General features: G+C 50.4%; 12 protein-coding genes. 4 read left to right on the forward strand and 8 right to left on the reverse strand.

Annotation, left to right across the window (positions count from 1 at the left end; genetic code table 11):
* Nucleotides 1–31: 31 nt before the first annotated feature.
* Both Q5741_RS05810 and Q5741_RS05815 read left to right on the forward strand, forming a co-directional pair.
* Nucleotides 32–487, forward strand: coding sequence for a MarR family winged helix-turn-helix transcriptional regulator (locus Q5741_RS05810; RefSeq protein WP_305023118.1), 456 nt, complete (start codon nt 32–34; stop codon nt 485–487).
* 6 nt (nt 488–493) lie between these two features.
* On the forward strand, nt 494–1,690 hold the full coding sequence (locus Q5741_RS05815) for an MFS transporter (protein ID WP_305023343.1): 1,197 nt from the start codon (nt 494–496) through the stop codon (nt 1,688–1,690).
* A 91-nt stretch (nt 1,691–1,781) separates the two neighbouring features.
* On the opposite strand, the gene Q5741_RS05820 is transcribed toward Q5741_RS05815, so the two are convergent.
* The 4 genes from Q5741_RS05820 to Q5741_RS05835 form a co-directional block, all read right to left on the reverse strand.
* The gene (locus Q5741_RS05820; RefSeq protein ID WP_305023119.1) at nt 1,782–3,104 is read right to left on the reverse strand and encodes an MFS transporter; all 1,323 of its coding nucleotides are present in this window, start codon (nt 3,102–3,104) and stop codon (nt 1,782–1,784) included.
* Between the two features lie 118 nt (nt 3,105–3,222).
* Nucleotides 3,223–4,932 carry a methyl-accepting chemotaxis protein gene (locus Q5741_RS05825; protein WP_305023120.1) on the reverse strand — a complete coding sequence of 570 codons (1,710 nt, stop codon included), beginning with the start codon at nt 4,930–4,932 and terminating at the stop codon, nt 3,223–3,225.
* A 230-nt stretch (nt 4,933–5,162) separates the two neighbouring features.
* Complete coding sequence (gene yicI, locus Q5741_RS05830) at nt 5,163–7,481, reverse strand: alpha-xylosidase (protein ID WP_305023121.1); 2,319 nt, start codon at nt 7,479–7,481, stop codon at nt 5,163–5,165.
* 204 nt (nt 7,482–7,685) lie between these two features.
* Complete coding sequence (locus Q5741_RS05835) at nt 7,686–8,423, reverse strand: NADPH-dependent oxidoreductase (protein ID WP_305023122.1); 738 nt, start codon at nt 8,421–8,423, stop codon at nt 7,686–7,688.
* A 71-nt stretch (nt 8,424–8,494) separates the two neighbouring features.
* Between Q5741_RS05835 and Q5741_RS05840 the strand changes: the two genes are divergently transcribed.
* A complete protein-coding gene (locus Q5741_RS05840; RefSeq protein WP_305023123.1) occupies nt 8,495–9,409 on the forward strand; it encodes an AraC family transcriptional regulator in 915 nt (304 codons plus the stop codon).
* 77 nt (nt 9,410–9,486) lie between these two features.
* On the opposite strand, the gene helD is transcribed toward Q5741_RS05840, so the two are convergent.
* The 4 genes from helD to Q5741_RS05860 form a co-directional block, all read right to left on the reverse strand.
* Complete coding sequence (gene helD / locus Q5741_RS05845; RefSeq protein ID WP_305023124.1) at nt 9,487–11,847, reverse strand: RNA polymerase recycling motor HelD; 2,361 nt, start codon at nt 11,845–11,847, stop codon at nt 9,487–9,489.
* Nucleotides 11,848–12,122: 275 nt separating this feature from the next.
* Nucleotides 12,123–12,854 carry an NADPH-dependent oxidoreductase gene (locus Q5741_RS05850; protein ID WP_305023125.1) on the reverse strand — a complete coding sequence of 244 codons (732 nt, stop codon included), beginning with the start codon at nt 12,852–12,854 and terminating at the stop codon, nt 12,123–12,125.
* Between the two features lie 155 nt (nt 12,855–13,009).
* Nucleotides 13,010–14,068 (reverse strand): FUSC family protein, encoded by a 1,059-nt coding sequence (locus Q5741_RS05855; protein ID WP_305023126.1) that lies wholly within the window; start codon nt 14,066–14,068, stop codon nt 13,010–13,012.
* A gap of 247 nt (nt 14,069–14,315) precedes the next feature.
* On the reverse strand, nt 14,316–15,743 hold the full coding sequence (locus Q5741_RS05860) for an NAD-dependent malic enzyme (protein ID WP_305023127.1): 1,428 nt from the start codon (nt 15,741–15,743) through the stop codon (nt 14,316–14,318).
* 277 nt (nt 15,744–16,020) lie between these two features.
* On the opposite strand from Q5741_RS05860, the gene Q5741_RS05865 reads away from it, so the two are divergent.
* Nucleotides 16,021–17,190 (forward strand): glycosyltransferase family 4 protein, encoded by a 1,170-nt coding sequence (locus Q5741_RS05865; RefSeq protein WP_305023128.1) that lies wholly within the window; start codon nt 16,021–16,023, stop codon nt 17,188–17,190.
* The last annotated feature ends 192 nt before the right edge of the window (nt 17,191–17,382 follow it).

Below are 17,382 nucleotides of genomic sequence, written 5' to 3' on the forward strand. Positions count from 1 at the left end.
ACAACATAAAAATTCTAAGGAGCTGTCGCGAATGGAATCTTCTCCTTTATTCGAGCAATCCCTGGGATTCCGGATGGGCAATCTTTACCGCAGAATGTCACATCAGGTAGCCCTCCGTCTTAAGCCGCATGGTATTACGCCGGAACAATGGTCGATTCTGTTTCAAATTCATCAAGGAGAAGGTGTCAATCAGAAGCAGATTGCCCAGCGAGCAGCCAAGGATCAGCCGACAACGGCCCGGCTCGTGGACATGCTTTCTGCCAAAAACCTGGTCCGCCGGGTACCCAGCCCGGATGACCGGAGAGCATACCTTCTCTATTTGACAGATGCAGGCAAACAGCTGATTGAAGAAACCATGCCGACAGAGCTGGAGGCCAACGCAGATTTTGTTCGTCATATCCCGGAGCAGGACATCCGGCAATTCTGGCAGACCCTGATAAGGATCGAAGCCAATCTTACCAACATGGAACAACAAGGAGAGAAGTAATACATGATTCAGGATAACAACCAGAAATTGTGGACACAGCCTTTCATCATCTTGACCCTCTGCAACCTGCTGCTGTTTCTGCAGCTGCAGATGATCCTGTCCTCCATACCCGTCTATGCCAAAAGCGAGTTCCATGCCAACGCGCTGGAGGTCAGCCTGATTACCTCCCTATTCGCACTCAGCGCGATCGCAGCACGTCTGTTTTCAGGCCGTATGCTGGAGAAAGGGCATCGCAGTGTTCTGATCTTCGTCGGGCTGCTCCTGGCTCTATGCGGTACTCTTGGTTACCAGTGGGCTGCAGGTATTGTTACGCTTATACTGATGCGCATGGTGTTTGGTATCGGCTTTGGCATGAGCAGCACCGCCTTTCCGACTATGGCCTCTGATGTGCTGCCGCTGAAACGGATTGGTGAAGGAATGGGCTATTTTGGCCTCTCCACCAGTCTCGCTATGTCCATCGGTCCAACGATTGGACTAACGATGCTTAAAAGCTACGGCTTCAGCTCGCTAGTCTATTCGACAGCAGCGGTAATTATCGTCATCGTTCCGCTCGCTTTTTACCTGATACGCCGCCTCCCCAAAAATCATATTGAGCCGCCTGCCGTTGAACCGGCCGAAGGCAAGAAGCCTGCCTTTAACCGGAAGCTGATCCTTCCGGCTGCGCTGAACGGGTTAATGTCATTAACGTACGGCGGTCTGCTCGGCTTCATTGCTCTTTTCGGTGAAGAAGCCCATCTATCTAATCCGGCGTTCTTCTTCCTGTTTAACGCTGCCGCCGTGTTGATTGTGCGTCCGATCTCCGGCCGTATCTATGACCGGAGCGGGCATAAGATGCTGCTAATTCCGGGTTCTATTTTAATGATTGTCTCGCTTGTGATGCTGTCTTTTGCTCATACGAACTGGTGGCTGTACACAACGGCTTTTATTTATGGACTCGGATTCGGTGTCATGCAGCCTTCACTGCAGGCTTGGATGATCCAAGTCGTATCGCCGAAGCAGCGCGGGATGGCCAACGGGATGTTCCTGAACTCCCTCGATTTTGGCGTTGCCATCGGGGCGCTTGTACTGGGTGCTGTTGCGAAGGCAACAAGCTATATGGCGATGTATCGTTACTCTGCAATTGCCATCGTGCTGTTCCTGGTAATCTATCTGATCCAGATGCGCACGTCGTCTGCGAACAAAACCAGTGTCAAACCGTCTTGACTCGTCAGCTTATCATCCACTAAACCCAAAAAGCAGGCCTATCCCATGGAAAGGCCTGCTTTTCTTTGAGCTACAATCTTGTTCGTTCATGTCAGGTTTTCCCCTTACGCCTCATCCCCCGCAGCCCCAGACGTCCGTGCATCTGCTCTGCATCGGAATGGAAGCGGTGAATCCGGCTGCTGTCAAATCCTTGCTCCGCAGATTCAGGCTCTCCGCTCTGGTCTTCCTTAGGCCGAACCCCGACTAGCATAAGAATACTGCCGAGTACGCCAACCCCCGCGAACACCCCAAACAGAAGCCCCTGGCCGCTGTTGACGAGCAGGGACACGACGGGCGGCCCTAGCGACACCCCTATAAACCGCATGCTGCTGTACAGCGAGGTAATTGTTCCGCGCTGCTTCTTCTCTATTCCTTCGGCAATCAGAGCGTCCAGACACGGAAGCGTCAGGCCAATACCTGCACCACCTAAGGAGAAGAGCCCAAGGACAATATAAATCTGTTTCACAAAGATGATAGCTGCGACACTTACAACTGTTAGGACTAAGCCGATAAATCCAACCCATTTCATCCTTCTCTTATGTTTACCGATCACTTTGCCACCAGCATAAGAGGCCAGGCAAAGAGCTACCAAAGGTATCGCAATCACCAGACCTTTGATAATACCATGAAGACCGTATCGCGACTCCAGGTTCTCTGATAAGTAAAACTGAACACCAAACAGGATGAACATACTGATGCAGCCCATAGCAAAGATGGAGTAAAGCCAGCGTCCTTTCTTACCGAGGACATCCTTGATTTGTCCGATAAATTCCTTGATAGTGGGTACTTTCTCTTTTCGCTTAGGCGCTTTGACCATGAAGAGGACCATCACCAGAGAGATCAGACAGAGTATCGGAATCGCCAGAAAAGGGGAATACCACAGCCAGGCTCCGAGGGCAGCACCAACAATCGGGCTTAGCACTTTACCGAACGTATTGGAGGTCTCAATGATCCCAAGGCTTTTACTAACCTGCTCTTCATCCTTGAACATATCACTCACCAAAGGAATGACGATAGGAAAAGCACCGGCCGCCCCGATGCCCTGCAGGAAACGCCCTGCCATAATCGTCCAATACGCTGCGCCATCCGTCAGGAACCAGGCACCTGCTCCGGATACAGCTCCTCCCGCTGCAGCGATGATGAGGCACGGGATAATAACAGCTTTCCGTCCAAACCGGTCAGACAGGTACCCCGCCAACGGAATCAGTAGAATGGCTACGACAGCATAAACCGTAATCAGCAGGCTGATTCGGAACGAGCTGACCCCTAGCCTCCGTGAAATATCCGGAAGAATCGGAATCAGCATCGAATTACCAAGAGTCATTATGAGCGGAATCGTGGACAAGGCCAATAAATCCTTCATTTTCGATTGCATCCGATAACTAACCACCTTATAGGAAGTGTCAGCGGCACCGTGCAGTTAAGCAAAATGCGATACTGCAGAACATAATGGTTAGTGTGGTCCAGAATGAAGGAATTATGCGCCTGAACGCTTAGACTTTGAAGCCGCCGACCAAGCTGCTGAGATTACCAGACATTTCAGACAGTGACTCTGTAGAAGCCGTGACTTCTTCCATAGAAGCAAGCTGCTGCTCCGCTGTTGCACTGACACTTTGGGTAGCACCTGCAGCCTGATCGGTAACGGCCAATATCCGGTTCGCGGCTTCCATAATTTCGCCGGAACCGGCTGTCATCTCTTTTACTGCGGCAGTTACCCCGTGAATCTGATCATTGACCTGTCCCACCGAATGTTCGATGCTGCGGAAAGAGGATTCAGCCTGCTGCATCACGATAATGCCGTTCTCGACCTCATTAGTACCGTCCTGCATTGTAACCGACACGGTCTCAATACTGTTTTGGATCTCACGCACAAACTCAGCAATTTCATGAGCGGATGCTGAAGACTGCTCGGCCAGATTACGAACTTCCGTGGCCACAACTGCAAAACCACGACCGTGCTCTCCAGCGCGGGCTGCTTCAATAGATGCATTCAAAGCGAGCATGCCTGTCTGCTTCGCCAGTTGGGTGATGACCTGTCCCATATGGCCAATCTTGTCCGTATATCCACTGAGATCCAGGACGGCCTGAGCAGACATTCCCACCTTCTCGCTGATAATTTCCATCTGATGCAGCGCTTGTGTAATGGATTCCATGCCCTCTGCTGCGCCCTGGGAAGCATCGCCGGATCGCGAGGATACATGCTGGGAGAGCTCCGAGATCTGATCCAGCCCTTTTACCAGCTCTTGAATGATGACATTCATGCGCTGTACATCATTTAGTTGGCCTTCCATACCCGATGCCAGCTCCTCCATGACTTCTGTCGTATGCTGGGAAGCCTGACGGATCTCTTCCGCGCTTGAATTCAGCTGGGAAGACGTCCCTGCTACATGGGCGGAGGCTGTCTGGGTCTGCACGATAATAGCTCGAATGCCTTCAATCAAACGGTTATAAGCACCTGCTGCCTCTCCGACTTCGTCCTTCGTCTTCACTTCCAGGCGGGATACCAGGTCACCGCCGCCATCTGCAATACTGGATAACTGGCTGCTCATCCGGTTGAGCGGTCGAAGTGAGCGAATCAGAATCAGGGACTGAATGATGCTGTACACTATCGCCGCACCGGTAATGCCCATAACGATATAATTTGTTATTTCGCGCTCAGAACGCACCTCGTTAATACTGTTAAGGATGTCCTGATCCTTTTCCAGTACGAACGCTTCGATCGCAGTATTAAAACTTTTCCGCACTTCCCGCTCCTGTGCATAAACGTCGGTCAGTTCGGAGAACGGCGGATAATCCCCGTTTACACTGTTGTAGCCTGCACGATTTAGCAAAGTACCGGTGAAAGAATTGTAATTGGACATTTCTTCGATGAACTTTTCTACCTGCTCCTTGTCGTCCGTATCATCCGGGTCCAGCAGAGGCAGGATTTCTTGCGCAAGCTTGTTCAGCTCGTCCTGCTTTTTATGAATGTTATCCACATATGTATCGTCACGGTTTAGGAGGAATCCCCGCTCATCGTTCGCAATGCCAACCATAAGATACTGCATTGAACGCAAATCATAGGCAATTTTCTGCTGTTGGGTAATAATTTCACGGTATTCATTCTCACTCGTCATGCTGAAATACTGGTTCACAAACTCCGAGAGGAAGATAGCAGCTGGAATCAACACAGCGCTGAGAATCATTTTTGTTTTAATCTTCATTCCTTCATACTCCTTTGAATGTTAGATCTTGTTGTGTGATCAAGTAGATATTAAGACCTATTTTCATGATGTGGTTTTTAAAGCGGCTTTATTATTATCGTCTTAAGATGAATATTACTTTATAGGCCATAACAACCATTTTTCCTTCCACTATGCAGAAACAAAAACGAAAGCACTGTCCATTGAATAAGGACAGTGCTTTCGTTTTATACATCCGGCTTTATATCATTCTACAGCTGAATGGTGACAGAGGAAGCTCCGGAAGCCGGTGTAATGACAACACCCTGTTCACCCGCTGCGGAAGTACCGCCTTCCACATTCGATACTGTTTGAATACCACGAAGTACGAGGGTCCAAGGCTTGCCGGCACCCTCAGCGGATACCTGGATGGACGAACCGCTGCGGACGGCTTTGACCGTCAATTCGGTCTCGGCTGCCTTGTTCACAACAACGGCTTCAGCGGTGCGGCCTTCACCCAGCTCGAACAGGTGCAGTGCCACTTGGTCAGCAAAGTCATAATCCGGGCGCCCGTTCTCGCTGCCCACTGCAATAATGCTGTTCGGCTTCACCATCACCGGCAGTGTTCTGAAGTTATGATTCTCGCTGATCCAGCGTCCACCTTCTATCTGATCGCCCGTCAGGAAGTTCGTCCATGTGCCTGTCGGCAGGTAGTATTGAACGTCACCCTCGTTATTGAAAATTGGAGCTACGAGGATGGAATCCCCGAACATGTACTGCAAATCAAGGGTAGCGCATGTTGGATCCTGCGGATATTCCAGCACCATCGGTCTCATCATCGGCAGACCTCTAACCGAGGATTCGACGGCAGAGTTATAAATGTAAGGCATCAGGCTGCATTTCAGCTTCGTAAAGTCACGAACCACATCTACGGCCTCTTCATCAAACAGCCAAGGCACACGGTAGGATTCATTACCATGCAGACGACTGTGGGAAGAGAGCAGACCGAACTGTACCCAGCGCTTGTATACTTCAGGCGGAGCTGTCATTTCGAAACCGCTGATGTCATGGCTCCAGAAGCCAAAGCCGGACAGACCAAGGGACAGACCGCCGCGCAGCGATTCTGCCATCGACTCGAACGTGGACGAACAGTCCCCGCCCCAGTGTACAGGGAATTGCTGTCCACCAACCGTTGCGGAGCGGGCAAACAGAGCCGCTTCATTTTTACCCAGGTTTTCTTCCAGCACTTCAAATACGGCCTTGTTGTACAAGAAAGTATAATAGTTGTGCATTTTCTGCGGATCGGAACCATCATAATATACGACGTTGGTTGGAATTCTTTCGCCGAAGTCCGTCTTGAAGCAGTCCACACCTTGGTCAATCAGCACTTTCAGCTTGCCTTTGTACCAGTCTACAGCTGCCGGATTCGTGAAATCGACCAGCGCCATGCCGGCCTGCCACAAATCCCACTGCCATACACTGCCGTCAGCCGTTTTAACCAGATAGCCATTCTCCATACCTTCGTCAAAGAGATAAGACTTTTCAGCAATATAAGGGTTAATCCAGGCACAGATTTTGAGTCCCTTATCCTTGAGTCTTCTCAGCATGCCTTCCGGATCCGGGAACATGTCTTTGTCCCATTCAAAGTCACACCATTGGTATTCCTTCATCCAGAAGCAGTCAAAATGGAATACGGAGAGCGGCAGATCACGCTCAGCCATACCGTCGACAAAATGGTTCACGGTTGCTTCATCATAATCTGTTGTAAAAGATGTCGTCAGCCACAGACCGAAGGTCCATGCCGGCGGAAGTGCAGGCTTGCCTGTCAGTTTCGTATAGTTATCAAGAACTTCCTTCGGATCGGCACCGCCGATGATGAAGTATTCCAGGGATTCGCCTTCCACACTGAACTGAACCTTGGATACGTTCTCGGAAGCGATCTCGTAGGACACTTTCTCCGGATGGTTGACGAACACACCATAACCTTTGTTGGAGAGATAGAACGGGATATTTTTGTAGGCCTGTTCACTGCTGGTGCCGCCATCCTCGTTCCATACGTCCACCACTTGGCCGTTCTTGACGAATGGGGTGAAGCGCTCACCGAGACCGTACACATACTCACCGATTCCCAGCTCAAGCTGTTCACGGTAGAAACTGGTGTCGTTAGGTCCCGTAATATAGCCTGCTCCCTTGTAAGCGGAGCCTGTCATACGTTTGCTGCCGTAATAAAAGCCTACATCCCAGCCCTTGCTGCCATCCACGCGAACCTGCAGATCACCGCTTTGCAGAACAGCATTTTTCCCTTCATTCGTGATCTGCACATCGGTCTGCAGGGTATTGAGCTCGAATTCAGGACCTTGTTTCACTTTACCTTTATGATGATTCAGCTGCACCCGGATTACGTTTGGCATCGGCGAGCTGTAAGTAGCTTTCAGAAGTGTTCCGTTCAGAGTATCTCCCTTTTTCTCAATACGCTTCGTTGCAGCGTACACCGTGATGGAGTCCCCGTTTTGTACGATATCACGGATATCCACCGGATTTTGCAGCTCATATCCTTTGCGGACCATCCAGTAGCCATCTGTAAATTTCATGTTCCCTTACCCCCTTCAGTTATACTATAATGATATTGATAATTGAAAAGGTTTTCTTACGATATTTTGATCATTTATATCAGTATTTTGATCGAAAGAAGCAAAACCATCTAGTTTTCTCTTTACCATGGAAGCGTTTGCTTTCCATAGCATATTATGGCATATCAAAAAAGCCGGGACATGCCCGGCTCCTGAAGCTGCTCTTCACTTATAATCAAATTTCTGGCGGCGAAGCGTATCCGCTGTTCCGGCCAGCCCTGGTCCGCTGTAATACGCAGCCATCGTATCAGACCAATTCTTCTGCTGCTGTCCCTCACTCCGTTCTTCCACATATGCCGCGTAATCCAGCTCATACTGCTCGATCAGTCCGTGCTGCTGGCGGTTGTATGTTTCCGAATGATAGAAGGCCTGCAGCGGCAGACGCGGTTTTTTCGCCGAAGCCTCTGCCGGATGACCGACCACCAGGCCGGACACCGGGAAGACGTATTCCGGCAGATCCAGCAGTTCAATCAGCTTTTGCGTGTCCCGGCGTACTCCGCCGATAGGCACAATGCCCAGACCCAGCGATTGAGCTGCGGTAATAGCAAATCCCATCGAGAGACCGACATCCGTCGAACCGATGAGGAGTGTATCTACGTTATTTGCTGCTCCGAGCGGCACATGCCTGCTGTCCATCACCTGCTTGATCCGGTAATAGTCCATGCAGAACATAAGAAACAAAGGTGCCTGTGCAATCCATGGCTGTCCTCCTGCAATTTGCGCAATGATCTCGCGCTTCTCGGGGTCCTGCACCCCGATGATACTGACCTGCTGACCGTTAGCCCAGGTTGGCGCAGCTTGCGCAGCAGTCACAATAGCCTGGATCTGCTCGTCGGTAACAGGCTGATCTGTATAGTGACGGATGGAGCGGTGATCGTTAAGCTGGTTCAAGGTATTATTCATAACTAGAGCACTACCTTTCTATATAAAGTATGCAAATTCAATTATATCACTTTCCGAAAGAAGGAACCCTCATGAATCGCGACATGCTCAAGGAAGACCGGATTCATGGCAACCCTATGTATCCAGTGAGTGTATACCCGGATGTCGAGCAATTGAACGGCCAGAGCATTCTCGACTGCCACTGGCACGACGAAATGGAATTCATTCTGGTAACCCGGGGAAGTGCCGTATTTCAGATCGACATGGACTATATTGAAGTCCATGCAGGCGAAGCCTTGTTCGTGAACAGCGGTGAAATCCATGCCGGTTATCTGAAGGATGATCCGGCCTGCATCTTCTCAGCGGTTGTATTCAGTCCCGGATTTCTCTCAAGCCATACCTTTGACAGCATGCAGGAAAAGTATCTTGATCCGCTGTTTAAGAAAAAGCTGCTGCCCCCGATGCATATTACGGGTAAACAGCCATGGGAACAGCTGGTGCTGAACGGACTGCATACCATTATTGCTGTGAATGAGCAGGAATCACCTGCATTCGAGCTGATCACCAAAGCGCAGCTGTATGCCATTTTTGCCGCAATGTACCCCTTCATGCAGCCTGCCGCCAAAAACAATACCCGTGCATCCGCCAGTCACGATAAGGTAAAACGCCTCAAGAAAGCACTGGAATATATTCACGAGCATTATAGCGAAGCCATCAAGCTGCGGGACCTGGCTGCAGAAGTGAACATGAGTGAAGGGCATTTCTGCCGCTTCTTCAAGCATCTTGTTCAGAAGAGCCCGGTCGAGTATATGAATCATTATCGTATCCTGAAGGCCAGCAAGCTGCTGGAGAACAGCGACATGAAGATCGTGGATGTTGCGCTGGAGGTGGGTTTTGACCATCTGAGCTATTTTATAACTATCTTCAAAAAAGTGAACGGAATTACCCCCTCACAATACCGGAAGCAGTTTGAGGAAGAGGTCGTAACCGAGGTTCTTCATGCCTGAAGACTAGAGGTTACACATACCGAAAAGCCCTGCTCCATCGCTCGATGGAGATCAGGGCTTTTGTTATAGGCGATGAATTACACTTCAACCGCGCTCTGCTCGTACAGCTCCGGCTGCAGCTTCGCGATAAACGGACTTAACGCCCCTACTGAATAAATGTGAAGCAGATGCATGGCACGGGTACATGCTGTGTAAAACAGCTTGCGTTCACTCTCCCTGCTGTAGCTTGCGGAGGAGCCATTATAGATTATCACCGCATCGAACTCTACACCTTTGGCTAAGTATGCCGGAATAATATGGACACCCTTCTCAAAAGCCAGCGTCGTTTTCTTAATCAGCCGCGGCGCCGTCTCCAGCATCCCCCCCAGCGCCTGATGCACCTCGGCACTCTCGTCGGCGGTTTTACAGATAACGGCTATAGATTCATAACCTTCCTTCTGAAGTGCCTGAAGATCGGCGGCTATGGAACGCTGAAGCGCTTCTGTATCACGAACCTCCAGAACCCGCGGCTTCTCCCCGCTGCGGTTGAAAGGCACGATCTCCTCTCCGCCCTCAACCATTCCCCGGGTAAAATCGACAATTTCACAGGTCGAACGATAGCTGCGGGTCAACGAGATCAGCTCCGTCTGTTCAGGGCCGTAAAGATTGGCAAGCGGGCCTGATTTCTGCAGTGCAGATGAATGGGCATAGATCGCCTGGTTAAAATCGCCCAGCGCCGTAATTTTGGCACGCGGGAACAGCCGCTTGAAGAAGACCAGCTGAAATGGTGAGTAGTCCTGAGCTTCATCTATGATGACATGGCGAATGTTGGTATTGGTACGGAACCCGAGCATAATTTCCTTCAAATATAAGAAGGGTGTTGTATCCTCGTAGGCCATTTCGCCCTGCTCCAGGCGTGCCAGGGTCTGGCGTGACATTTCTCCCCACCATGCCGGCAGCTGCTCCTGACCGGACAGCTTCCGAAAGAGCGCATCGCTGCGGAACAGCTCCCCGTAAAGCTTTGTGATATTCACAAAACGCTGGGCTTTGATCCATTTACGAAGAGGCTTCAGCCGGTCACTGACAACCATGCGGGCAAGAATCTCCCGTTCCTGCTGGAAGTCGTCGAACGTCTCGGCTTTGCCTTTCTTCTTCCGGCGAAGCCGGTTATAGGCACGCTGGTAGTCTTCTGTATCCATCACATCAATGGTGCGGTCCACCCATTCGGCGTCGACTTCCCCTTTACCGAAGCGGGACAGTTCCTTCAGCATCCATTCTTTCAGCAGCTCCAATCGATTTGCCAGTCGGATAGACGAATCATAAGAATAAAACTCTGTCTTCATTTCCTCGGCGGACACAACCACTTTACCCTGAAAGCGGACCGGTTTAAAAATCATGCCTTCACTCTCGAGCAGTGTTTTGTACGCGTTGATGACAGAGACGAATGCTTCGGAAGATTTGTACCGGATGCCCCCCATTCGGGACTCATATCCCGGCTCCTCGTTCTTCGACAATACATATTCGATCTGAACAAAAGGATCCTCAATAGCAAACTCCCTGCCCAATCGGCGTTCGAGATACTCCTGATACGTCGTCTGCAGCATATTTTCTTCCCCGAGTTCAGGCAGTACAGTGGATACGTAGCTGTTAAACATGGGGTTCGGCGAGAACAGCACCATCTGATCAGCCTTCAACTGATCGCGGTACTTGTATAGAAGATAGGCAACACGCTGCAGTGCTGCTGATGTTTTCCCGCTGCCGGCCGCACCCTGTACAATCAGCATGCGTGTACGGTCATTACGGATAATCCGGTTCTGTTCCTTCTGAATAGTCGCTACAATGCTTTTCATCTGGGCATCCGAGCTCCGGCTCAAGACAGCCTGCAGCAGCTCATCGCCGATCGTGACGCCGGTGTCGAACATGAAGCGGATTTTGGCATCACGGATGACGTACTGTCTTTTCAGCGTTATATCCCCGCTGATCTCCCCCGAAGGCGTTTCGTACGAGGCAGGCCCCGGGGTACTGTCATAGTACAGATTAGAGATCGGAGCCCTCCAGTCATAGACCAGGAACGTCTGTTCATCCTCATCCAGGAATGAGGCAATTCCCAGATAGATTGCTTCCGCCGGCTCTCCATCCTCGGCAAAATCAATCCGGCCAAAATACGGCGACTGCCGAAGTCTGCGCATTCGTCCCAGCGACTCGGCCGCCATCCGGTGGCTGTGCTCCCTTTCGTTCAGAACCTGGGATTGCTGACGCATACTGGTGGAGGTCTCCCCTACGTCATCCGCTTCACTGAAGTTCATGGTAACTTCTTCCCAAAATTCCTTCCTCATTTCAACGACATCGCCGCGCACGGAGCCCACCTGGGCTTCCAGACCGGAAATGCGGCGGTTCAGCTTGGTAGTCACATCATCTACCCGCTGCTGCTCCTGCTGCCATTCTTTGTCCGTACTCATTCTATCGCCCCTCTTCCATGAGAACTGAAGTTTATTATGAACCAATCGCTCATATCGAAATCCATAAATCCGCAGGTTGACTCATGCGTGATTATATGATATAATCAACCTTGGAAATAACATAATAACTTATACACAATTGAAGACTTAAAGACCATTTTCCATTTTACCAAGAACAGCTTCCCAATTCAACTGGGGGGCTTTTTATATTTCATGATTATCACCAAAACGCCCTCCTGCTACGTACAGGGGGCGTTTTTGTTGTACAAATTCTTTTATTTGAAATCAAATCCTTGCTGTTCGAGCATGGAACGTACTTGCGGGTAATACACCCGATTGTATATACCCGCTATGCTTGAAGTCCATGTGCGATCCTGTGCACCGCGCTGCTGCAGGTAATTACGATACGTTTCATCATATTGATCGATCAACGTCTGCTGATCTGTAGAATAACGGTTACCGTGATAAACCGCTTCGCGGGGAAGGCGCGGTTTTTTGGCTGAACGGTCAGCAGGATGTCCAATAACAAGACCGCATACCGGGAAAACATACTTCGGCAGATTCAACAGCTCAATGACTTCCAGAGGCATACGGCGAATCCCTCCGATAGGAACGGTCCCCAATCCCATTGACTCTGCTGCAGCAATGGCATAGCCCATCGACAGACCTACATCTGTAGCACCTACGAGCGAAGCTTCGATTCCCTCCGTGATAACCAAATTTTCATTATTCTTTTCGGCTGCGATCGCTGCACGATGGTAATCCGCGCAAAAGACAAGAAACAAGGGTGCTTCGTCCACCCATTTCTGATTACCTGTCAGCTCGGCCAGCTTACGCTTCAGGCCTGCTTCATCCACGCCAACAATAGATACCTGTTGACCGTTAATGGAGGAAGGAGCTGCCTGAGCTGCATCAATAATCGCTTCAAGCTGTTCCCGGGAAATGGGCTCTTCAGTATATTGACGGATAGAGCGATGTTCTAGCAGTGATTGGACAACTTCATTCATAATTTCCACCTCTGTTTAAATAATTGATTTGTTGCGGGAAGTAAAAAACCATGGTACAGTAACTAAGGTCTTTTAAGCCACAGTCTATACAAATCTGCCTCATAAATCAATAAGAGGCCCCCGCAGGTGCCTCTACATTAATAATTACCAACCATTCAACGCCTCAGCCAGGCAGCCAGCCCCTCGCCCTCTTTGGACGCATCTCCCCGGTGTATGTGATCTGCCAACCGGCTTAACCTCCCAAGCTGATGCCCGTAATCATAGATGGCAGACACGACGATGGCCAGGCGCAGAACACCTTCGCGGTCCTTATCATAACGGCTGATGGCCTCCTGCATAAAGCGGTCATTTTCAGCCTCCATCATTTCCGTCTCATCATCATTAGGCTTCAGCTTATCCTCAAATTTCAGAAGCACATGCTCATGGAATTTAATTAGCCGCTCCATATGCTGGTCAAAGAACCGGTCGGTTCCTAATGGCCTTTCCGCCTGGAAATAATGACGCTCTACCGCATCAAGAACTTCATAGCCCTTTTGCAGACTGCTGAGCATCTGTTTATAAACAACCATCTGCCGGGTTTCACTAAAGCGCGGACGCTTCAACTTCTTCTGCTCTTCCTCGAACAGATTGTACTTGTCGCCAAGTCCCTTGATGGAGCTTCCCAGGCCGCTTTTCTCATCACGGAACACACTTTCCTTGATCTCATCCGAGATAGCGGTCCGCAGCAGCAGTGACATCCGGTTAAACACCGTCTGGATTTGCTTCACGAACTGAACTTTCGGTTTCGGAGGGAATACCGTAACATTAATAATAAATGCAGATACAATACCAATTAACGTCAGCAAAAATCGAGTCACCGCAAACTGCCAATCGCCCGCTGCCTCCATAATTGAAACTACCGTTACGAGTGTCAGTCCGACCGTATCTCCCATCTTCAGGCGCAGACACAGCATCAGCACCAGCACACAGACCAGACCGACGGCGATCGGCTGATTACCGAAAACCATGCCTCCAAGCAGTGCCATGATCGCTCCCAGCGTACTCGTCTGCAGCTGGTCCAAAAAATATCTCCATGACCTGTAAATCGAAGGCTGCAGCGCAAAAATAGCTGCGATTGCGGCCCCTACAGGCGATTTTGTGTCGAGCAGCATGCTCAGAAATAGTGCCAGCGTGACAGCAATTCCCGTTTTTAGCACCCGAGCTCCAAAAGCCAAAATAATCCCCTCCATACAAACGACATTCCCGTAATTACCAATTACATTTCAAGGTACATTTCATTCTATTCCAAAAAGTCACACCGAATTAATATATACGAAAACGGGTGGTAAAGTCCATTCCCTTATTATTACCCACGATCCTGATTTTGCTTCGGACAGCAAGAAGGCACTCTGCGGCGGCTGGCAGCCGGCAGAGTGCCTCAATGAAAGAACATTATATGCTTAATACCCTGCTGTCATGAAGTTATTCAAAATCCTTCTCTTTCGGAATTCTTCGTGCCACTCCTGTGGCGATCGCCGCCTGAATAACCTGCTTGCGGATGGAAGAGACGATACGCTCGTTAAACACACTCGGAATAATGTAGAATTTGTTGCGTTCCTCATCACTAATGACCGATGCAATCGCATTCGCAGCAGCCAGCTTCATCGGCTCATTAATTTCGGTAGCCCGGCAGTCCAGCACCGCACGGAACATTCCCGGAAAGCAGAGCACGTTATTGATCTGGTTCGGATAGTCAGAACGCCCTGTCGCCATCACGGCTACCAGATCTTCGACTTCAGCCGGCATAATCTCCGGCACCGGATTTGCCATTGCGAATACGATCGGGTCCTTGGCCATCTTCTCCACATCGCTGCGCTTAAGAACCCCGCCCTTGGATACGCCGATGAAAACGTCTGCGCCGGCGATGACATCCTGCAGGGAACCTGTCTCCATATTCGGATTCGTCATAGCTGCATACTGCTGCCAGACCGGGTTATCATAGAGGTTGGTCCGAACCAGGGCTCCCTCTCTATCAACACCGATTACGTTCCGTGCACCGGCAGAAAGCAGGATCCGGCTGCAGGCCACACCTGCCGCGCCGATTCCGCAGACCACAATTTTGAGGTCCTCAATCTGCTTATCCACCAGCTTCAAAGCGCTGATCAGACTCGCGTACAGTACAACAGCAGTTCCGTGCTGATCATCGTGAAAGACGGGGATATCCAGCTCTTCATTCAGCCTGCGCTCAATCTCAAAACAGCGCGGAGAAGAGATATCCTCCAGATTAATGCCGCCGAAGGCAGGTGCGATCGCTTTGACCGTGCGGATAATCTCTTCCGTGTCCTGTGTCTCAAGACAGATCGGAAAAGCGTCCACTTCAGCGAACTGTTTGAACAGCATCGCTTTTCCCTCCATGACCGGCATGGCTGCATGCGGCCCGATATTACCAAGGCCAAGCACAGCCGAGCCATCGGACACGACAGCTACAGTGTTCCGCTTGATCGTCAATGAATAGGCCTTCTGCGGCTCCTCCGCAATAGCATGACATACGCGGGCCACATCAGGTGTATAGACACGGGACAGATCCTCCCGGTTGGAGATACGTGTCTTGGGAGTTACTTCAATCTTGCCGCCGAGGTGCAGCAGGAACGTACGGTCCGATACATTAATGACCGTGACACCTGGCAGCTCGGTCACTGCTTCCACGATACGGCGGTTATCCGCTGCATCCGTCATGGCTACCGTCAAGTCGCGAGTACTTGATTCCCGGCTCGCAGAAATAACGTCAATGGCTACAATGTCGCCTCCAGCTTCCGCTATGGCTCCTGCCACATCTCCAAAATGCACCTCGGTCGTTCTCATTTCCAAACGCAATATAATGCTGTTACCTTCCATCTGTCTCTGGCCCATATCCTAGCGCCTCCCTGAACAATGGTGATGAGTTACGGCAGTCCATCTTTTTGATTCGCCCCGAAGTAAGCGGTTTCCTTTTTTCCTGACAAAAAAACCGAACATCGCGATCTATGTAAAAACTGACCCTTACATGCATAGCCCGCACTTCATACTGCTACATATGATAAAGAAACCGCCACTGAACTGCCTATTTTTACATAACACTTGAAATGGGAGAACAGAGGGCTGTCATACTGATCATAATAGATCATGGCAGCAGAAGGAGGAGAAGCTGATGCTGAGAGTGGCACTGTTTACCGATACCTATACACCCGATGTGAACGGGGCAGCCTTGACTTTGGAACGCTGGGTTAACTATTTGAAGGATGCCGGCATTCCCTGCATCGTTTTTGCGCCGGAAGGCGATCGGCATGAACCACGCAGACCGGATATCGAACGCTTCTTCAGTATTCCCTTTATCTTTTATAAAGAATGCAAGCTGGCCATTCCGAATATCCGCCATATCAATGAGCGGCTGAAGGAATTTGGTCCGACACTGATTCATGTGGCTACCCCTTTTAACCTCGGTCTGTATGGGGCCTCGTATGCAAGCAAAAATCACCTTCCGCTGGTTGCATCTTATCACACCCATTTTGACCGTTACCTGAATTATTATCATTTAAAATGGATGACGCCAACGCTGTGGAAATATATGCTGTGGTTTCACCGCAAGTGTGAGCGGATCTATGTCCCTTCACGCTCTACTCTGGAGTCCCTTCGTGCCAGGGGATTTCGTTCACTGGAAATCTGGGGACGCGGCATGGATACGGACCAGTTTCATCCGGGAGCAGACCGGCATGAAATATGGGAACGCTGGGGAGTGGATGCAAAACAATTCATTATCCTGTATGTGGGAAGATTAGCTCCGGAGAAAGGTATCGACTTACTGCTGGAGACCTACCACCATCTGCCCGATCCCATCAGGGACCACTGCCATCTTGTGGTTGCCGGTGCCGGTCCCCTGTATCGGACAATCGCAAGTGCTGACGCCGACGGCCGGATTCGCAGGATCACGTGGACGGGTTTCGTTCAGGGCGACGCCCTTCAGGAGCTGTATGCGGCAGCCGATGTATTTTTATTCCCGTCGGCAACGGAGACCTTCGGGAATGTCGTTCTGGAGGCGATGGCCAGCGGTACAGCTGTCATTGGTGCCAGCGAGGGCGGAGTTGGAGACATGATTGAACATGGCCGGACCGGCTGGCTGTGTCCGGCCGGAGACCGCGAAGCCTTCGTGGACGCCGTCGTCAAGCTTTATGAGGATGAAGAACTGCGCCGGCAGCTGGCTGAAGCCGGCCATGAATACAGCAGACAGCAATCCTGGGATGCCATTTTCGGCAGGCTGCTGGACAGCTACTATGAAGTCATAGGCCTGAATCAGGACCAGTACCATACAAACTATAAATAATGAAGAAATTCACGATCTTCGCTAGCTAATAACAACAATATTTACTTCGCCAGACCAGTTCATAAACTGCACTTAGGGCAAGACAGACCGACAAGGTAACTGCCTACAATTAACACTACCGCATGAAAAGCCATCAACGTGTACACGAGGTTCACGGCAGGATAAGCTGAACTTTCCTGCCGTTTTCTCTTT

It is taken from the genome of Paenibacillus lacisoli (assembly GCF_030580655.1).
Lineage (GTDB): Bacteria > Bacillota > Bacilli > Paenibacillales > Paenibacillaceae > Paenibacillus > Paenibacillus lacisoli.

Coding starts and splice junctions, on each gene's coding strand:
- Q5741_RS05810 (WP_305023118.1), top strand. CDS start 32: ATGGAATCTTCTCCTTTATTCGAGCAATCCCTGGGATTCCGGATGGGC.
- Q5741_RS05820 (WP_305023119.1), bottom strand. CDS start 3,104: ATGCAATCGAAAATGAAGGATTTATTGGCCTTGTCCACGATTCCGCTC.
- Q5741_RS05825 (WP_305023120.1), bottom strand. CDS start 4,932: ATGAAGATTAAAACAAAAATGATTCTCAGCGCTGTGTTGATTCCAGCT.
- yicI (WP_305023121.1), bottom strand. CDS start 7,481: ATGAAATTTACAGATGGCTACTGGATGGTCCGCAAAGGATATGAGCTG.
- Q5741_RS05835 (WP_305023122.1), bottom strand. CDS start 8,423: ATGAATAATACCTTGAACCAGCTTAACGATCACCGCTCCATCCGTCAC.
- Q5741_RS05840 (WP_305023123.1), top strand. CDS start 8,495: ATGAATCGCGACATGCTCAAGGAAGACCGGATTCATGGCAACCCTATG.
- helD (WP_305023124.1), bottom strand. CDS start 11,847: ATGAGTACGGACAAAGAATGGCAGCAGGAGCAGCAGCGGGTAGATGAT.
- Q5741_RS05850 (WP_305023125.1), bottom strand. CDS start 12,854: ATGAATGAAGTTGTCCAATCACTGCTAGAACATCGCTCTATCCGTCAA.
- Q5741_RS05860 (WP_305023127.1), bottom strand. CDS start 15,743: ATGGGCCAGAGACAGATGGAAGGTAACAGCATTATATTGCGTTTGGAA.
- Q5741_RS05865 (WP_305023128.1), top strand. CDS start 16,021: ATGCTGAGAGTGGCACTGTTTACCGATACCTATACACCCGATGTGAAC.